Consider the following 17,994-nt stretch of genomic DNA (forward strand, 5'->3'; position numbering starts at 1 on the left):
AACAATCTCGTAAATAAAAAAATCTATTATATTTCAAGCTCTTAAATGTTGGCATATTACTGGTATAGAACACCATAGATTCGCTAATTGGAATAACTATGTTGACCCTCAGTTTATTTTTGGTATCACCTATCGCCGCTATATGCTGCGCGACGGTTGTGCTGCTTTGCGAAAAGTATACAAAATAGGATTTATGATGATTAAAGACACGAGTGCACAAGACGTCCAGGTAAAAGCAGCTATTAACTATAAAAAATACATCATTGCTAGTGTGATTAGCTTGCTAATCGGTTTTGTGTGTATTCAAACTCTAATGGCAGGCAACGGTGCAGACACATCAATTAGTCGCGCAAAATTACAAATTGCAGTGGTTCAAGTAAAAACGCTCATACGGGATATCGCTGCCAGCGGTAAAATTGTTGCAGCAAATGCCCCCCAAATGTATAGCCCTGAACGGGGATTTATAGATTTAAAAGTCAAAGCGGGCGATACCGTAAAAGAAGGTGACACACTTGCGCTACTTCAAAGTCCAGAGTTGACAAATGAATTAAAGCAACAAGAGTCTGTACTTAAAAGGCTCGAAGGTGAACAACAAAGACAACATCTGCAAGCAAGGCGCCAAACACTGGCATTAAATAAAACTCTTGATATGGCTGAGGTAGAACTAAACGCAGCCAAACGTGAAAATCGTCGAGCGCAGTTATCAATACAAAAGCACTTAATTAGCCAAATTGATCTTGAAAAAGCAGTTGATGATCTATCCCGAGCAAAACTCACCTATAAGCATGCACAACAAGAGGTATCACTTGCCAAAGATACACTCGCCTTCGAGTCACAAGCCGCTAAAAGTGATGTGACTCGTCAGCAGCTTATCGTTGATGATTTAAATCGAAAAGTAAGTAATTTATCAATTAAAGCTACCGTTACAGGGATCGTAGGTAACCTATTAGTGCAACAAAAAGCCGCCGTAACACAAAGCCAGCCACTAATGACACTCGTTGATTTAAGTAATTTTGAAGCAGAACTCCAAGTACCTGAAAGTTATGCCAACGAATTAGGACTCGGTATGGAAGTAGAGCTTAAACTAGGCAGTGAAACCGTGATGGGTGTTTTATCCGCTATATCACCCGAGGTAAATAACCGAGAAGTCACAGCGCGCGTTCGCTTTGATGGCGTTAGTAATAACATTCGTCAAAATCAGCGTTTAACAGCACGTATTTTACTCGATAACCGCCAAGACATAATGCAAGTAAAACGCGGCGCTTTTATGCAGCAAGGCGGAATTGTTGCTTATAAGGTAGAAGGCAACATTGCAAAACGCATACCTATTACTACAGGTGCCACCAGCATTAACGCGGTTGAACTTTTAAGCGGTGTTAAAGAAAACGATGAAATCATTATTTCTAGTTACAGCGACTTTAAACAAGCCGACACGATTTTATTAAACTAAACAGAATAAATAACGTTCTCAACCAACGTAAAAATAATTAGGGAATATCCATGTTACAAATGAACAACGTAAGTAAAGTATACCAAACTGAAATGGTACAAACTCATGCACTACGCGACTTTAATCTACAAGTAAATGAAGGTGAGTTTATTGCCGTAACAGGCCCGAGTGGTTCTGGTAAAACAACTTTTTTAAATATAGCAGGTATGCTGGAACCTTTTAACGAAGGTGAATACCTTCTTGACGGTGTTAACGTCGGTAGCTTAAATGACAACCAGCGTGCCGATTTACGTAATCAAAAAATTGGCTTTATATTCCAAGGTTTTAATTTAATCCCTGATTTAAATTTGTATGAAAACATAGAGGTCCCTCTTCGCTACAGAGGGATTAAAGCAAATGAGCGGAAACGTCGAATTGAGCAATGCCTTGAACAAGTTGGTTTAGCATCTCGCGCTAAACACTTACCTCAACAATTGTCGGGCGGTCAACAACAGCGTGTTGCAATAGCACGTGCACTTGCCGGAGAACCTCGTTTTTTACTTGCCGATGAGCCAACTGGTAATCTTGATAGCTTAATGGCTCGCCAAGTTATGGAGCTACTTGAGCAAATAAATCGCGATGGCGCCACTATTGTAATGGTGACGCACGACAGCGAGTTAGCGCGCCGAGCTCCGCGTAATATTCAAGTAGTCGATGGACAACTTGCCGATTTCACCCTTTATCAGGGTGCGCCAAATATTAGAACCGCATCAGGAGTTTAGCCAATGTTTATTCATTACTTAGATTTAAGTTGGCGCAGCTTTAAGCGCACCCCGCTGGTGAGTTTTTTAATGGTACTGGCAATTGCTATTGGCATTGGCATCACTATGACGAGCTTAAGTGTGTATCACATGATGTCGGCTGATCCTATTCCTGAAAAAAGCGACCAACTTTACAGCGTACAATTGCAAACAATGGACGACGGAAGTACATGGTGGACCGAAGATAACACACCACTACAACTGACCTACCAAGATGCCGTAAATTTAGTAAAGGCACCCAGTCCCGAGCGAAAAGTTGCCATGATGCGTACCGGTTTCTCAGTTTATTTAGATTCAGATAAAATAAAACCCTTTATTGGCAGTGCGCGGATGACAACGCCTGACTTTTTTAGCATGTTTAATTTGTCATTTTTGTACGGCGGGGCTTGGAGCAAAGAACAAGAAGACTCAGCCGCACCTGTGGTTGTTATTTCACAAGAACTAAACGATAAACTATTTGCAGGAAAAAACCCCATAGGTAAGCTTATCAATTTAGACGATGCCAGCTATCAAGTAGTTGGTGTGCTTAAGCATTGGCCACTTAACATTAAATATTATGACTTAAATAATGGCGCATTTAATAAAATAGAAGAATTATTTATGCCTTTTAGTTTAATTAAAGCGAAGGAGCTCGTTAGTTGGGGCAATAGTAATGGGTGGAAGCACGAAAACACGCCAACTTTTGCAGATAAACTGCAATCGGAGCAAGTATGGATCCAGTTTTGGGCAGAGCTCAATACACGAGAACAAAAACAAGCCTATCAAAATCATTTAGTAGCCTATATGCAAGAACAACAAAAACGTGGGCGATTTAACCGTAAAGAATTGGGGTATAAATTACGTGATGTAAATCAATGGATGCAATACAACAACGTCGTTACCGAGGACAACAAAATTTTAGTGGGCTTAAGTTTCATGTTTTTAGGTGTGTGCTTAGCCAATATTTTAGGATTACTTTTAGCTAAGTTTTTGCGCAGAGCACCAGAAGTAGGTGTAAGACGTGCATTAGGTGCCAGTAAAAGGCAAATATTTTTACAACACTTAGTTGAGGTCGCTGTACTTGGTTTTATCGGGGGCATGCTAGGGATTGTATTAGCGCAACTAGGTTTAATGGGCGTTGGGCAAAGCTACAACTACTATGAAAACTTGGCCACAATGGATTTAACCATGTTATTAAGTGCGCCATTGATTGCTATTACCACTTGTATTCTAGCTGGTTTGTACCCTGCTTGGCTGGTGTGCAAAACCAATCCTGCCATTTATCTAAAGAGCCAATAAGGAATGTCACAATGTTAGAAATAAAACCTATATTTAATGCCTTATGTCGCTCAAAAGTAGGCGCCGTATTGCTGCTAATTCAAATTGCAATTACCACCGCTATCGTCAGTAATGCAGCCTTTATTATTCAAGACAGAATTAGTTATTTAAACCAAGAAACGGGTTATCCTGAACAAGATATATTTAAGTTTAATGTAATGACTTTTGGTACAGATATTAACTTGAGTCAACAATTTGAGCTTGATGAAACCATGATCAGAGCAATGCCCGGCGTAGTCGATGCCGCACTAAGCAGCAGTATCCCGCTATCAGGCAGTGGCAGTGCCTCTAGCTTTAATTTAAAACCTGCTCCACAAGAAGGCTTAAGTGTCAGGGCCGCTTATATTTTTATAGACGATCATGCTATTAATACGTATGGCGTTAACTTAATTGCAGGGCGAAACTTTACCGACGATGAAGTGCTGGTTACCAACGAAATTACACAAAAGCGCACCAACGTCACTATCGTCACTAAAGCCCTACTTGATGAGCTTTACCCTGGGGGAGATGGTTTAGGTAAAATCGTTTATTTTGGCGACCTACCACTTAAAATTATTGGCGTGATCGGAAAAATGAAAGGCCCTTGGCTCAAAGACAGTAAACCCGATAATTTTGCGTTTATTCCTTATATTAAAGCAGAAAGTTATACACAAGTTGCCGTTCGTACAGAGCCTGGTCAGCGAGCAGCTGTAATGAAAGAAATAGAAAATGCCATGCTTGCAAATTACAGTAAGCGCGTTATTAATAACATTAGAGGGCTTGATGAACTAAAAAATGAGTACACCGCACAAGACCGCCTCATGATGCGTATGCTTATAGTATTAATCACTATTTTAGTACTTATAACCGCTCTTGGTATTTTTGGTTTAACCTTATTTAATATTAGTAAACGCACTAAACAAATTGGCACACGCAGAGCGCTTGGCGCAAGAAAATCAGCTATCGTTAGCTACTTTTTAGTAGAAAATGCATTAATTTGTAGCCTAGGGTTAGCCTTAGGCGTAGTAACAGCAATACTGCTTGGAAAAATGTTGATGCAGTATTTTTCTGTAGCAGCACTGCCGCCAAGTTATATAGCCGTTACCGCCATAGCCGTATTTTTAATGAGCTTACTTGCTGTATTAGCGCCGGCCAAACGCGCTGCTAATATTTCGCCAAGTATCGCAACTCGTACTATTTAATAATATGTAAATCACTATGCTACACTGCTTATAAAGTAGTGTAGCCATTTAAAAAATTATAAAAATAACCTATGACTCATAAAATACTCATTGTTGATGATAACCAAGCTGTACTCGACGCACTTTCATTGTTACTAGAAATTCACGATTTTTCGGTTGTTACGGCAACAAATCCATTTGATGCTTTGCAAATAGTGCGTTATCAACGAATTTCGCTTGTAATTCAAGATATGAACTTTACCAGCGACACAACCTCAGGCGAAGAAGGTAAAACCTTATTTTATGAACTACGAGAAATAAACCCGCACCTACCTATTATACTTATTACAGCGTGGACTGAGCTTGCTACCGCCATTGAGCTTGTAAAAGCCGGTGCTGCCGACTACCTACCAAAGCCATGGGACGATACAAAATTACTTATTTGTATTAATAACTTAATTGAACTTGGCCATGCTAAAGAAATCGTGGCGACACATAACCGCCATCAACAAGAACGTGAAGGTACATTTAAAAATGCAGATCTTGCTGGGTTAATATTTAAAAGCACCGCTATGGAGCGTTTGATCACGATGGCGCTGCAAGTGGCTAAATCTGATATATCAGCATTAATTACAGGCCCTAATGGCAGTGGTAAAGAGTGCATTGCACATATCATTCAAAAAAACTCCCCGCTTGTGTCGCAATCATTTATTAAGGTGAACGCCGGCGCTCTGCCACAAGAGCTTATAGAAGCCGAGCTTTTTGGCGCTGAAGCAGGTGCATATACAGGTATAACCAAACAACGCATTGGCCGCTTTGAAGCCGCAGACGGTGGCACTTTGTTTTTAGATGAGATTGGTAATTTACCGCTTTCTGGACAAATGAAATTACTACGCGTACTACAAACCGGCGAATTTGAACGTTTAGGCTCAACACAAACACGCAAAGTAAATGTACGCGTTATATCAGCAACTAACGAAAACTTACTACTAGCAATTCAACAAGGACGATTTAGAGAGGACTTATACTATCGCCTTAACGTAATTGAGCTCAATGTGCCTGCCCTGTGCGATAGGCAAGATGATATTTTGGCACTTATTAGTTACTTTTTACCGCACCGAGAACTTAATATAGATACAGAGCAGGCACTTAAACACTACAAATGGCCTGGTAATGTTCGCGAGTTGGAAAACGCCTGTAAACGTGTCGCAGTCCTAAAACCCAGCGGCACACTTACGGTCAATGACTTTGCGCTTCAGCCATCGATTAATGCGCATAAAGATATAAAAGCAGAGCCGACTAAACAAGAAATAGAAGATGCAATACGCGCTCATCAAGGTGTTATCGCAAAGGTTGCCCGTAAATTTGGTTTAAGCCGGCAAGCACTTTACAGGCGGTTGCAAAAAATGGGGATTGATTATTGATGCTAAACGTTATTAATAATTTGTCCCTAAGTAAAAAAGTCATACTAATTTGTGCACTTTGTAGCACCCTCCCTGTTGCTGCTATTGCTACATTGAGTAACTTTACGCTGGATCACACTGCACTTCTAATACTGCTAACATTATTCTTGAGCATATTACTTTCTAAGGTATTAACTAAATCAATAAAGCAGGGTATGCAATCGCTCGAAACTGGGCTACTTAATTTTAAAGACGGCGAACTATCTAGTTTACTCGCGTATAAAAATAACGATGAACTAGGAAAATTGTGCCAACTTTATAATCAAACGGCTAAACAGCTTCGCCAAGAAAAACAATGGATTTATCAACGCGAATTAATGCTCGACAAAGTATTGCAAAGCTCCCCGCAAGCGCTGCTACTGGTTAACGACAATAATATTGTGGTATTTAGTAATTTAATTAGCCGTAGCTTATTTAATAGCATAACTCGTCTTGAAGGCATGCAGCTCGGTAAGTTGCTCTCAACTTCACCACTGCAATTAAAAACCGCTGTTGAGCATGGTGTTGACGGCCTCTTTAATATAGAAATAGAGAATCAAGACTCGCAAACTTGGCATTTAGCCACAGGAGAGTTTTTACTCAACAATCAAAAGCACCATTTATATATATTTAAACAATTAACCCGTGAACTTAGTCGTCAAGAAGTAGCCGTTTGGAAAAAAGTAATACGTATTATTAGCCACGAATTAAATAATTCACTCGGTCCTATGTCATCCATGCTACACAGTGCGCAATTGCTCGCAAATAAAGTTGATGAGCCTCGCCTTGCCCGTGTATTTGCAACGATTGACGAACGCATCAGCCATTTAACTGAGTTTGTACAAGGCTACGGCAAATTTGCTAAGTTACCTCAACCACACAAAACGCGGGTTAACTGGCAAAACACACTCAATAATTTAAAAAATCATTGGCAATTTAGCTACGAAATAAAAAATTCACACCATGAGTTACAAGCAGATCAAGCACAGCTTGAGCAGCTGCTCATAAACTTATTAAAAAATGCGCATGAGTCAGGCTCTAACATCACCGAAATACATATTCAGGTTGAATGCGTTACACAAGCGTGTGTTATTAATGTCAGTGACTGCGGTAAAGGAATGAGCGAACAAGTAATGGCAAATGCTTTAGTGCCTTTTTATTCAACAAAAAGCACGGGGAGCGGTTTGGGGCTTGCCCTGTGCAGAGAAATTGCAGAAGCGCATCAAGGGCATATCAGTTTGCATAACAAAATAGAGGGCGGCTTAAATGTGCAGATAAGCCTTCCCTATTCATAAATTCACGAAAATTAAAAACAACAAAGCCACTTAAAAAGTGGCTTTGTGTTTAGAGAAGCTTAATAACCTTTAATCGATTATTCTGCGTCAGCTTCTTTATATTTAGCGGCAGTTTCTGTAATTAACGGCTGTAATTCACCGCGTTGAAACATTTCGATAATAATGTCACAACCACCAACTAATTCACCATCTACCCAAAGCTGTGGGAATGTTGGCCAATTAGCATATGCTGGAAGCTCAGCACGAATGTCTGGATTAAGTAAAATATCAACGTATGCAAATGGTTCACCACATGACATTAACGCTTGTGATGCTTGTGAAGAAAAACCACAATTTGGTAATTTAGGTGACCCTTTCATGAAAAGGATTATTGGGTTTTCTGAAATTTGCTGTTTAATTTTATCAATGGTTTCCATCTACAACCTCAAAGTAACGATAGCTAAATACACTTAGGTCTTGAAAATAACACATCGTGACCATAAATATATAACTTAAATGGGCAAATAAAGCCGCAATTGAAATAGTCTTTCGCAATAGCATTGCTGTTTGCTTAAACTTGAGTAAAATACTCAACAATTATAGTAACACTATATTACCGCTTGGTATAGATAAGTGCTCTGTTTCAACAGGCATTACGTATTACCAAATGGACTATCAACCAAAGAAAACGGAGATAAAAAAATGGCATTTGAACTACCGTCACTACCATATGCAATCGACGCACTTGAGCCACATATTTCAAAAGAAACACTAGAGTTTCACCATGGCAAACACCACAACACATACGTGGTTAAGCTTAACGGTTTGATCCCTGGTACTGAGTTTGAAAACAAATCTCTAGAAGAGATCGTATGTTCATCAGAAGGCGGCGTATTTAACAACGCAGCACAAATCTGGAACCATACCTTTTACTGGAACAGCTTATCTCCAAACGGCGGCGGCGAGCCTACTGGCGCAGTTGCTGATGCAATTAACGCTAAATGGGGTTCTTTTGATGCGTTTAAAACTGCATTAAACGACAAAGCAGTAAATAACTTTGGTTCAAGCTGGACGTGGTTAGTTAAGCTTGCTGATGGTTCACTAGACATCGTTAATACATCTAACGCTGCTACACCATTAACAGATGATGGCGTTACTCCAATCCTTACTGTGGATTTATGGGAACACGCTTACTACATTGATTACCGTAACGTGCGTCCAGATTACCTTAAAGGTTTTTGGTCACTTGTTAACTGGGAATTCGCGAACACTAACTTCGCTTAATTAGCCTTTAAACGCTAATTTAAAAAAGACGCTTCAGCGTCTTTTTTTGTCTCTAATTGCCCACCTGCCATTTTTATATTCGCGTAATTCGCTATCTAAGCCAACAGGAATAAGTAACCTGAACTCTGGATAATAAATCTATCTCAAGCAGCTATTTTCAGCGCTAACTGCGTTGAATTTACTTGCAATAGGCCCGCTATTGACGCGCAAATTCGCCTTGTTTTCACTAAAAATCTCTGGCTAGAGAAAATAAATTTAAATATCACCATGATTCAATAGGTTAGTAAATTTCTTAACCAGAGTTCAGGTTAAGTAATAAATCATTGCTCTTAGCTAATAGAGCGTTTTAATGCTTTGCTTTTTGAGCAACAATCATTTTATTTTACTGAACCAGTTTTACGCGCAGTGTTGTTGAAGAGCTTCGCCCTAAGTTATCAACAACTTTCACCTCAAATATTCCGATTTTTGGCTGCCAGAAAAACGCCGTATCGCGTTCTACTTTACCTACAAAGCTATTGTTTACAAACCAATATAAAGCACTTGAGTCTGTGTCGGTAGTTGCTGTAAATGGTAAACTTTCTTGTGTTAATTTACTGGCTCTTAAGGTGTAACTGATCAAGTTGCTTGGAGATGTAATTGTCGGCGCTGAGCCCAAAGTGCTCGTATCATTAATTGCACAAGAAGCAAGGTAAGCTGGAGGTTGGCGTTTTACGATGCCTGCTTGTTTAAATAATCTAATTAAGTCTGATGGCCAAAACTCATACACGGCTTTTGTTGTTGTCGATTCGTCAAAGCGGCATGCTCTTGCCCCCGATGCTTTATCGATAAAAATTTCTCGATGCACATCAGAGATTTTAATCGGTGATTTACCAGGAATAAAAAGCCCTTTTTGAGTTTTAGGGCAATGAACATTAGGCAAATCACCTGTTGTTGAGCAAATATCTACTTTTTCGATATTTAAGCCGCCCCGCTTTATATCGCCTTTTATTAATCCGTAGCTTTCTAATGAGCGAATTATTTCAAAAAATAAAGGGGCTGCGGCTTGTCGGCCAATAAAAGAAGGATGCCCTTCGCCTGAAAAATTACCGACCCAGGTTGCTAACACATAAGGGCCTACAATACCGACTGACCATGCATCACGAAAAGCAAATGAAGTGCCTGTTTTCCAATAAATAGGGTACATTTTCCGGCTCTGCTGTTGAAAAGATATTTCATCAACTGCGTTGTTTTTACTTAACATCTGTAGCGTTAAATAAGCGGCTTCGGGGCTAAGTAAACGTTTCTTGGTATTATTTTTAAGATCGCGCTCAGGCTCTTGTTGTAAAATAATCTCGTTTTGATACATCCCTAAGTTAGCTAACATAGCGTATAGTTTGACCAGCTCTAACATCGTGACTTCGTTGCCACCTAATGCCAAAGCCAACCCATAAAACTCTTTAGGCTGTAACTTTTTTATATCAGCCGCAACAAGTAAGTCATAGAGTCCCACTTTTTTTAAACGATACATTAGATTGACGGCAGGCACGTTTCGACTTAGCACTAAGGAATCAGTCGCCGATATAGGTCCTAAAAACTGCTGATCGTAGTTTTCTGGGGTATAGCCACCAAAGCGTTTAGGAGCATCTTTAACCAGCGATAATGGATGAATTAATCCTTCGTCTATTGCCAGAGCATAAATAAAAGGTTTAAGAGTAGAGCCTGGCGAACGTTTTGCGCGCGTACCGTTTACTTGTCCACTGATTGTATTATTAAAAAAATCAACTGAGCCTAATTCAGCGACTATTTCCATCGTTTGATAATTCAATAAAATAGCAGATGTGTTAGTGATCCCTTCTCTTTCGCGTCTCTTTATATAACTTTTTCCATGACGCTCCAACAGCTTTTGCAAGCTTAAATTTATTGTTGTTTTATACTCTGTGGGCTCAAGGTGCGGGAATTCACTTTGCAGGTTATTAATAAAGTGTGGCGCTTCAAAAGGCAGCTCGGAGGATGAATGAACGCTAATGGGCAGCTGCATTGTAGCACTCCAGTTTTTATCACTAGGGTGCGCTTCAAGCCACCGAGAAAATAGTGTTTGTCTTGCATCTAATAGTATTGCTTTAGCTGATTGCTTAATTGGGTTTCGTTTGCTTGGATTTTGCGGCACTAGACTCAGTAATAATGATTCAGGTAAGTTGAGCTCAAATGCTGGTTTTTTAAAATAAATTAAACTTGCAGCCCCAATACCTTCTATATTTGAGCCATAAGGCGCTAAATTAAAATACGCTTCTAATATCTGTTTTTTATTGTAGTGACGCTCTATTTGTAAGGCACGAAAAATCTGTTCTATTTTCCCCAAAACAACATGTGTATTCATACCAAAATGCAACCGAGCGACTTGCATTGTTATTGTTGATGCCCCAACGCGGCGACTTCTTTTAATATAGCTGGTGTAAAATGCTTTTGCTAAAGCAATAAAATCTATGCCAATATGCTGATAAAAATATTGATCTTCATACAACAAAGTCGCTTGTTGAACGCTTAAAGGAATTTTTTCGATGGGCGTCCATAATCTATACCGATCATCGGTGGCTAAATTTAAGCGTAATAACTTACCGCTGCTGTCGTAAAATGCCGTTGAGTAAGTGGTTGATTGAGTTATGTCTGGCTTTGGAACAAAGACATACCACAGCACTGCAAGCAATGCTGTGGTCAATAAAAATAACTTGATCCGCACGCTGTATTTCTTATTTAGCGGCAGTAACATCAACATGGCCAGACTGAGAGTGCGCTTTTACACTGAGATCATACATAGACTCTGCATAAACCGGCGGCACTACAAAGCGACCTGCCGCAGTCACTTTCACTTTATACGTTAGCTCGGTCATCATATCGCCAAAGTCACCATAAAATATCACTCGATCTTCGCGAATATCGGTATATTCAGACTGCCAATGATTGTATTTATTACGCACGCTGTCTCTTAGTATTTCAAAGCCACCTGGGAGCAAATCAATAATGGCAACATCCGAGATATTTTTACCCGTTGTGCTACGCACACGTAATACAACATTAAGCTCTGCACCTTGGACAACACTCGATACATTTTTGCCGCTGTCATCTTGATATTCTCGAGTCACTTCTAAACCATTGCTTAAGGCTTGTTGAGGTAAATGTGTATCAAATCCAGCTTGACTCATCATATAAAACGAACGAGGCGCAGCCAAAATATCGAGTTGCTCTACGTCGGTTAAAAATGATGCTTTTGGATAAGGTGCATGAGTTACTGTTAATGTTTCGGTTGTGCCTTTTTGAGTTGTCGCTTTGATTTTAACATCATCAGATTGCGTTGCTAAAAGCACAACGTTTGAATAAGCGCTCATTGCTAATACTGACCAAGCAGATGACAAGGTGTTGTAACGTCCTTCAAAAATAGGTTTAACCACATTCAATAAGTCATCTTTTGTTAGTTGCTTTAAACGCTCTGGAAAATGTTTTGATAACAAATAAATATATTGCCCGTCATGTGCAAGGCGTGAATCATAAGGACCCCAAGTCACTGACTGAGTATCATCGCCTATTTTGTAGCCATCAATGAGTGCGTGTGCTTTATCGCTGGCGCGCATTAGCTGATAAGTCGCTCCCATAAATGCTGACGATATATCTTGCTGCCATGCTTTAGTGCTATCAGCATTAAAGCTTTTTTCTAGATCAGATAAATAATTTGTGGTTACTTCACCTTGGCGAGTTAACAAATAGATAGCGTAAGCGCGGTTTCTGTTATTAGTTGCCAACAAGCCGCTCGCTATATTGCGGACACCTTCAAACCCCATACCCCACATGTCATTTGGGATGGCTACACCAGCTTCTTTGGCATCCAACAAAAAGTGCATAACGTAAAGAGAAGAATAAATTGATGCGCTCGTATTACCAGGCCACAGCATAAATCGCCCATCGGGTAATTGACGTTTACGAAGTGTATCGATTAAGTTATTTATACGACTGTGTTTTTCAGCCACATTACCCATATAGCTCGGGTGTTCTAAATAATCGAGCACCGGAAATACACTGCTGACCACTTGCTCAGTGCACATATGAGGGAAGTTATCTAAGTAGCTTATCAGCCCATCGACCAAAGCTAACGGACTTTTCGATGCCGTTATATTTCCTTGCGCCAAGCTAGAGTATAGCTTTCTGGGCACTGTGAGGTGTTGTTTACCTGACTCGGTAAAGCCACTGTCAAAGCTGCTAACAAAAGCAACTGCAGGGCGAATACTCAACGTCGCTGTTCGCTGGCTCACGTGCTCACCCGATGCAGCTGTAAAAGTAATTGAGGCAGCGCCTAATTTATCGAGTACTCTAACCCGAAAGGTCAATGTGTCTTCTGCGTTTTCATCAATGTTTAACGTTAATTGCGCATCGCTTAGTATTTCAAGATTATCAGATTCAAGGGCTTTCACCGCAATTGAAAGCTGCTTACCTGAATCTTCAACAGTATTAGCAACACCTAGTGTAATATCAAATTCATCTCCAGGCGCTGCTGTAGCTAATACATTTGGCGTTAATACAAACGGCCCTTTTACAAGCGTTGTACTTTGTTTAACACCTACGCCATTGTCATTAACCGCAACAGCCATAACACGTAACTGACCTGCAAATGTATCAGGAATAGTAAAGGTCAGTTCCTTGCTTTTAGTGTCTGGCGTTAAAATACCTGACCAAAATGCGACTGGTTTTTCTACTTTTCGAGAAAATGGATTTAGCTGTTTACTCTCAAAGCTTGACGCCATAAGCCCAGCATAACCGCCACCTGCGGAGGCAAGCTCTCGCACTAATTGAAAGTCAGGTAAAATAAGATCAACAATTTGCATTGTGCCTACTTCTAATGCACGCTTTTGTAAAAAATGGTTTAACGGCTTTGGTGTTTGGTACTGAGCAACTTGTAAAATCCCTTCGTCTATTGCAAATATAAGCATACGCGATGGCTTACTTGCACTGTATGAAATAACTAAATCGTCACCAGGTTTTACTTTGTCAGGTATGTTTACATCCAGTTTTATTTCTCGTTTACTGCGATCAATAACAAACGGCTTTACGGCATAGCTCAATGGGCTGGTAAATATTTCTCGAGACTCAAGGCTTCGCACAAAAGACACATTAATATAAGCATTACCTTCGATACCTTTAGGTAGCGTTATTGTTTGTATGCTGCTTGTTGTTTTACTACTAAACCATTTAAAAGCATGTACTTTATTGGTTTCAATTGTAATTAAGCCTGAGCCGGTATAAGGCGCGACGATGCTCATTTCTATTGTTTCGCCAGGCTTGTAATCTTTTTTGTTTAATTGAAGTTGTAGCTCAGCATTTTTTTCAAGTTTACCCGCTAAATTACCTGTACCGGTTACCGTAAACGACACTCTACTGACCGTATTGCCTTGGCTATCAACCAACTCGGCTAAATAATCACCTGGTTCATCGGTTGGTAGAATAAAATCTGTTCCATCCTCACTAATATAAAATGCATCTGTTGTGAGTTGCTTATTTTTTTGTACCGATTGGTATTTATACGTTCCATTACTTTGCTGAACCAATGTGGATACATATTGTTGTTCAATTAAATTTAACGATAACCCATCGCGGGCAACAAGTTCAGCGTCTGAGTTAATGTTAATAAATCGAACGACTCGTTTGGATTTTTTAGATATGTAACTTAAATCGCCGTCGGTTTTATAGCCAACTAATTGTTTAACCGGTGACACAAGCATCGCACTATTAGCACGAACACTTCTGCCTCCACCTTCTTCGTATCCTTGAACCGCAAAATTTAACTGATACGTTCCTGCTTCATAACGTGTTAAATCAATATTAAACTCAGCCTTGCCTTCATTGTCTGTTTTGGTTTCATCTAACGATTCATTTGTTTGTCTAATATTTTGATCCCCACTGTTGGGATCAGAAAACACATAATCTTTATGTTCGCTAAAGTAAAAGCCTGCTGGTGTTAAACGTAAATCAGCGGTTATGCGTCTATTTTGAGCCGGTGTACCAAATAGATTTTCAAGGCTTACTAATGCTTTAAATTCTGCCGCACTCACCCACCCTTTGGTAGATGACACTGAAAATTTACTGTTGATTTTTAGTCTATCTGGCACAAATTCTTCTACTTTAAAGCTCGTACTGCCTAATTGATCACGTCGATTATTTTTAACCAATTGCACAGACACATAATATGTTCCGGTCGCTGAGCTATGCTCAGTTGCAAAGTTAAAATCAAGTAAGCCATATTTATTTAAACGCACACGTTTATTAAAAACCGTGGCGCCTTTAGGATCTGTAATTTCTAATTCTAACGGTATATCCCCTAATTTTGAAAAATCTGATTGCTTAACAATGGTCGCTAAATTGACCGTATCACCAGGGCGATAAATGCCACGATCTGAAAATACAAACGCATCTATTTGATTATTTCCTTGATAGCCAGAGCTCACTCCGCCAGTATCAAAACGCGAATAGTTAATCATACGAGCATGGCGGTTATAAGGAATAAAAGACGCGTCAGATTTTGTCTCTACCACAAAAGCAACGGGGGTCTGCTCTTGTGTAAACCATGTTGTAATTGGGAACGATGCATGCCCTTTCGCATCGGTTTTACTATCTAAAACAACGAGTCCATTTTTACCCAGTAATGAGACTGTTGCATGCACTACAGGATTGCCTGTTTCGATAGACTGCACAAACACATCATGAGAGCCATCTGCATTATTTTTTACCAATAAACCTAAGTCTGTTATAAGAATAAGTCGTTTCTCATTAGGCCCGTAGACATAATTGTCTTGTGTGTTAAGGGCTTGGGCATCAACAAAAAACAACCCCAACCCTAGTGAATCATTATAGTTATCACTTAAATCAAGTGACGAATACACCGCCTTTTTTGGATGTTCCGTTTTTAGCTTAATTTGTCGTGTAGAAACCGTACTTATATTTTCTTCTGTAAAGTAATAACTGTTAAATTCGGGGTTAGTAATATCACCCCTGGTTTGACTCACGAGGTGATTAATTTGATCTGCGTGTACTTTACCAACCTTAACGTGAATTGCTTTTACGCCTCGGGTTAAAAATGACAGTTTGTGATCACCATTTTTTGATAAAAGCGCACCGTCAGACATTATTTTTACTTCGGTGGGGTACATAGGTGTATTTAAAATGCTGTCGTAGGCGTTAGTCATAATAAAATCACTGGCCGATTTTAGCCCAGCGTCAATATGTACATAAACCTGTCTATTTTCTGGTGCGTCAAATACAAAGCTGTGCAATTTAGCCGAATCTTGCGCTGCTGGGATCATAGTTAGCTTAATTTTTTGCGATTTTTCGAGCACTGCATGCGTCACTTCTCGCGGGCTACTCCAGTATTTATCTTCCCCATTAGCAGTTGTTTTTGGTAAAACATAAGCCGTGGTTTTGCTAATCACATCTTGCACGGCAATAGCAGCAGTAAAATCTAAAATAAGTGTTTGTTCAGGCTCGTCTTCGGTATTTCTTACCAGCAACATATTAGCAGTGTTAACTCTAAAAAAACTATTAACACTTGGGATCAAAACAGACTCTTCAATGCTGGTTACCGTTTTTGATGATCCCGCAACCGGCTTTACGCCACCGTCGAGTGTGAGGTACATATAACTTTCGGTATCTTGAATACGTACCGGCTCTGACGTAATGTAAATTTCTCGTTGATGTTTGTCATAAGTGACATCAAATTTGTATTCAGCCACCGAACTTTTACTGTTTTTAGTTAGTGATTGAGTGAGCTTTAATTTACTTTTTATACTGTCTATATTTGTCGGATGGCTTGCTTTTAACGTCGCGATAACTTTGTGACTTTTAGTTTTAGGGTCTTGATAAAACGCCAGTGAACTTAGGGTTAAATTAAAGCGTGGCGTTTTAAATACGTGTTCATCGTCGCTCAATTTTATATCCGTTTTAAAAATAGCGGTATCAAAACTAACGCTATATTCTTGCCCCGCTGGCCAATCTTGCTTTGGCGTAAACTTAAGCTGATTTTCGCTATACCACGTCCATTCACCAATAAGCTCTGGAGTTACTTTTATACCTTTAGTAAGCTGTTTACCGACCAAATCTAGCTTAGCAACGGAATAAGACACTGTGCTGGTGTTCTCTACCCCTTCTAAAATGGGCGTAAAATCAATATATAGTGGTTCAGCAATAAGTGCATCAGATGGAGTAGTAAGCAACGGTCCTGAATGACTGGCCTTATAGCTAACTGGCTGTGGAAGGGAGAGAAAAATACAGTAACTAATAACAATTAAACACAACACTGAAAAACAGCTAATAAATAGTTTTTTTCGCTGTTGAGCATAAGTAACTAACCTGTTTAAATTCGACGTTAGCCACGTAGGTTGCTGCCATACAATAATGCCAAAAGCGTTTAAAACAACAAAAAACACACTGAGTAAGGCACTTAAACTCGCATACGCTTTTACTTCAATATTTGTGCTATTTAGCCACCATGCTATTGCGCTAAACAGTCCCGCACCAAAGGTTCCAAAAAAGATGCTCATTAATACATTAGCTATTTTTGATGCGAAGTGACTCTTTTTTAAATAAGTCCCTTTATTGCTTTTATCCACTTGTTTATCCTTTGCTTTTGGGGCTGTAATCGCTTTAATCTTGTTTATATTGTTGTGGCACAAACCGATAATGACCGGTAATTTCATAATCAAAAAGCACATCGCTTTTTTCAGGGCCTCGCCCTATATTATGAACAATTAATGAGTTACCCGTGCCCTGCGCTTTGTCATTAACAACCATACCAATATGCGGTAGATTACCCGCTAACATCCACGTGACTATGTCGCCTGCTTTATAGTCCTGTGCCTTGTTTGAGTTACTTAAAACGTCTCCGTGGCGCTTAAAGTAAACTTGTAAATTTGGTACACGCCGATGATCGATATTTTTATCGGGCTTAGTTAAGCCCCAAATACGTTTTGAGGGATACAACGTAAAGTTTTTTATCATATCTTCATGAACAAGCTTTTGTAAATCAACACCTAATTGGCGATAAGCACGAATTATAACATCGGTACACACACCAATATTATCGGGTACATCACCGCCTGGGTAAGCGATTGAACGATAAGCCCCATCATACTTTACTTGATGCGTTGTTCTCTCTAGCAAAGCCGTCACTATATCATCATTAAATGAGGCTGCTTTAGCATTTACGCAAAATAAGGCAATTGAACACGCAATAAACCGTATCATATAAAAATC

General features: G+C 39.6%; 11 protein-coding genes. 7 read left to right on the top strand and 4 right to left on the bottom strand.

The window, feature by feature from the left end; genetic code table 11:
• The first annotated feature begins 196 nt into the window (after positions 1–196).
• From PALI_RS08555 to PALI_RS08580, 6 genes are all read left to right on the top strand, one after another.
• Positions 197–1,450, top strand: coding sequence for an efflux RND transporter periplasmic adaptor subunit (locus tag PALI_RS08555; protein ID WP_193155905.1), 1,254 nt, complete (start codon positions 197–199; stop codon positions 1,448–1,450).
• A 50-nt stretch (positions 1,451–1,500) separates the two neighbouring features.
• Positions 1,501–2,211 carry an ABC transporter ATP-binding protein gene (locus PALI_RS08560; protein WP_077538203.1) on the top strand — a complete coding sequence of 237 codons (711 nt, stop codon included), beginning with the start codon at positions 1,501–1,503 and terminating at the stop codon, positions 2,209–2,211.
• Positions 2,212–2,214: 3 nt separating this feature from the next.
• A complete protein-coding gene (locus PALI_RS08565) occupies positions 2,215–3,528 on the top strand; it encodes an ABC transporter permease (RefSeq protein ID WP_182701098.1) in 1,314 nt (437 codons plus the stop codon).
• A gap of 11 nt (positions 3,529–3,539) precedes the next feature.
• Complete coding sequence (locus tag PALI_RS08570) at positions 3,540–4,748, top strand: ABC transporter permease (RefSeq protein WP_193155578.1); 1,209 nt, start codon at positions 3,540–3,542, stop codon at positions 4,746–4,748.
• 71 nt (positions 4,749–4,819) lie between these two features.
• Positions 4,820–6,151, top strand: coding sequence for a sigma-54-dependent transcriptional regulator (locus PALI_RS08575; protein WP_182701100.1), 1,332 nt, complete (start codon positions 4,820–4,822; stop codon positions 6,149–6,151).
• A complete protein-coding gene (locus tag PALI_RS08580) occupies positions 6,151–7,464 on the top strand; it encodes a sensor histidine kinase (protein ID WP_193155579.1) in 1,314 nt (437 codons plus the stop codon). Before PALI_RS08575 ends, PALI_RS08580 begins: the two co-directional genes overlap by 1 nt.
• Positions 7,465–7,541: 77 nt before the next feature.
• On the opposite strand, the gene PALI_RS08585 is transcribed toward PALI_RS08580, so the two are convergent.
• Positions 7,542–7,880 carry a Grx4 family monothiol glutaredoxin gene (locus PALI_RS08585; RefSeq protein WP_004335359.1) on the bottom strand — a complete coding sequence of 113 codons (339 nt, stop codon included), beginning with the start codon at positions 7,878–7,880 and terminating at the stop codon, positions 7,542–7,544.
• 265 nt (positions 7,881–8,145) lie between these two features.
• On the opposite strand from PALI_RS08585, the gene PALI_RS08590 reads away from it, so the two are divergent.
• Positions 8,146–8,727, top strand: a complete 582-nt coding sequence (locus PALI_RS08590) for a superoxide dismutase (RefSeq protein WP_193155580.1) — start codon at positions 8,146–8,148, stop codon at positions 8,725–8,727.
• A 382-nt stretch (positions 8,728–9,109) separates the two neighbouring features.
• Here the strand turns inward: PALI_RS08590 and pbpC are convergent, their stop codons facing one another.
• Genes pbpC through PALI_RS08605 form a run of 3 tightly spaced genes read right to left on the bottom strand, consistent with a single transcriptional unit; the run spans position 9,110 to position 17,985 of the window.
• A complete protein-coding gene (gene pbpC, locus PALI_RS08595) occupies positions 9,110–11,443 on the bottom strand; it encodes a penicillin-binding protein 1C (protein WP_226894523.1) in 2,334 nt (777 codons plus the stop codon).
• 10 nt (positions 11,444–11,453) lie between these two features.
• Complete coding sequence (locus tag PALI_RS08600; protein ID WP_226894524.1) at positions 11,454–17,351, bottom strand: alpha-2-macroglobulin family protein; 5,898 nt, start codon at positions 17,349–17,351, stop codon at positions 11,454–11,456.
• 34 nt (positions 17,352–17,385) lie between these two features.
• Positions 17,386–17,985 (bottom strand): DUF1287 domain-containing protein, encoded by a 600-nt coding sequence (locus tag PALI_RS08605; RefSeq protein ID WP_193155582.1) that lies wholly within the window; start codon positions 17,983–17,985, stop codon positions 17,386–17,388.
• Positions 17,986–17,994: the final 9 nt, after the last annotated feature.

This window comes from Pseudoalteromonas aliena SW19, assembly GCF_014905615.1.
Classification (GTDB): domain Bacteria; phylum Pseudomonadota; class Gammaproteobacteria; order Enterobacterales; family Alteromonadaceae; genus Pseudoalteromonas; species Pseudoalteromonas aliena.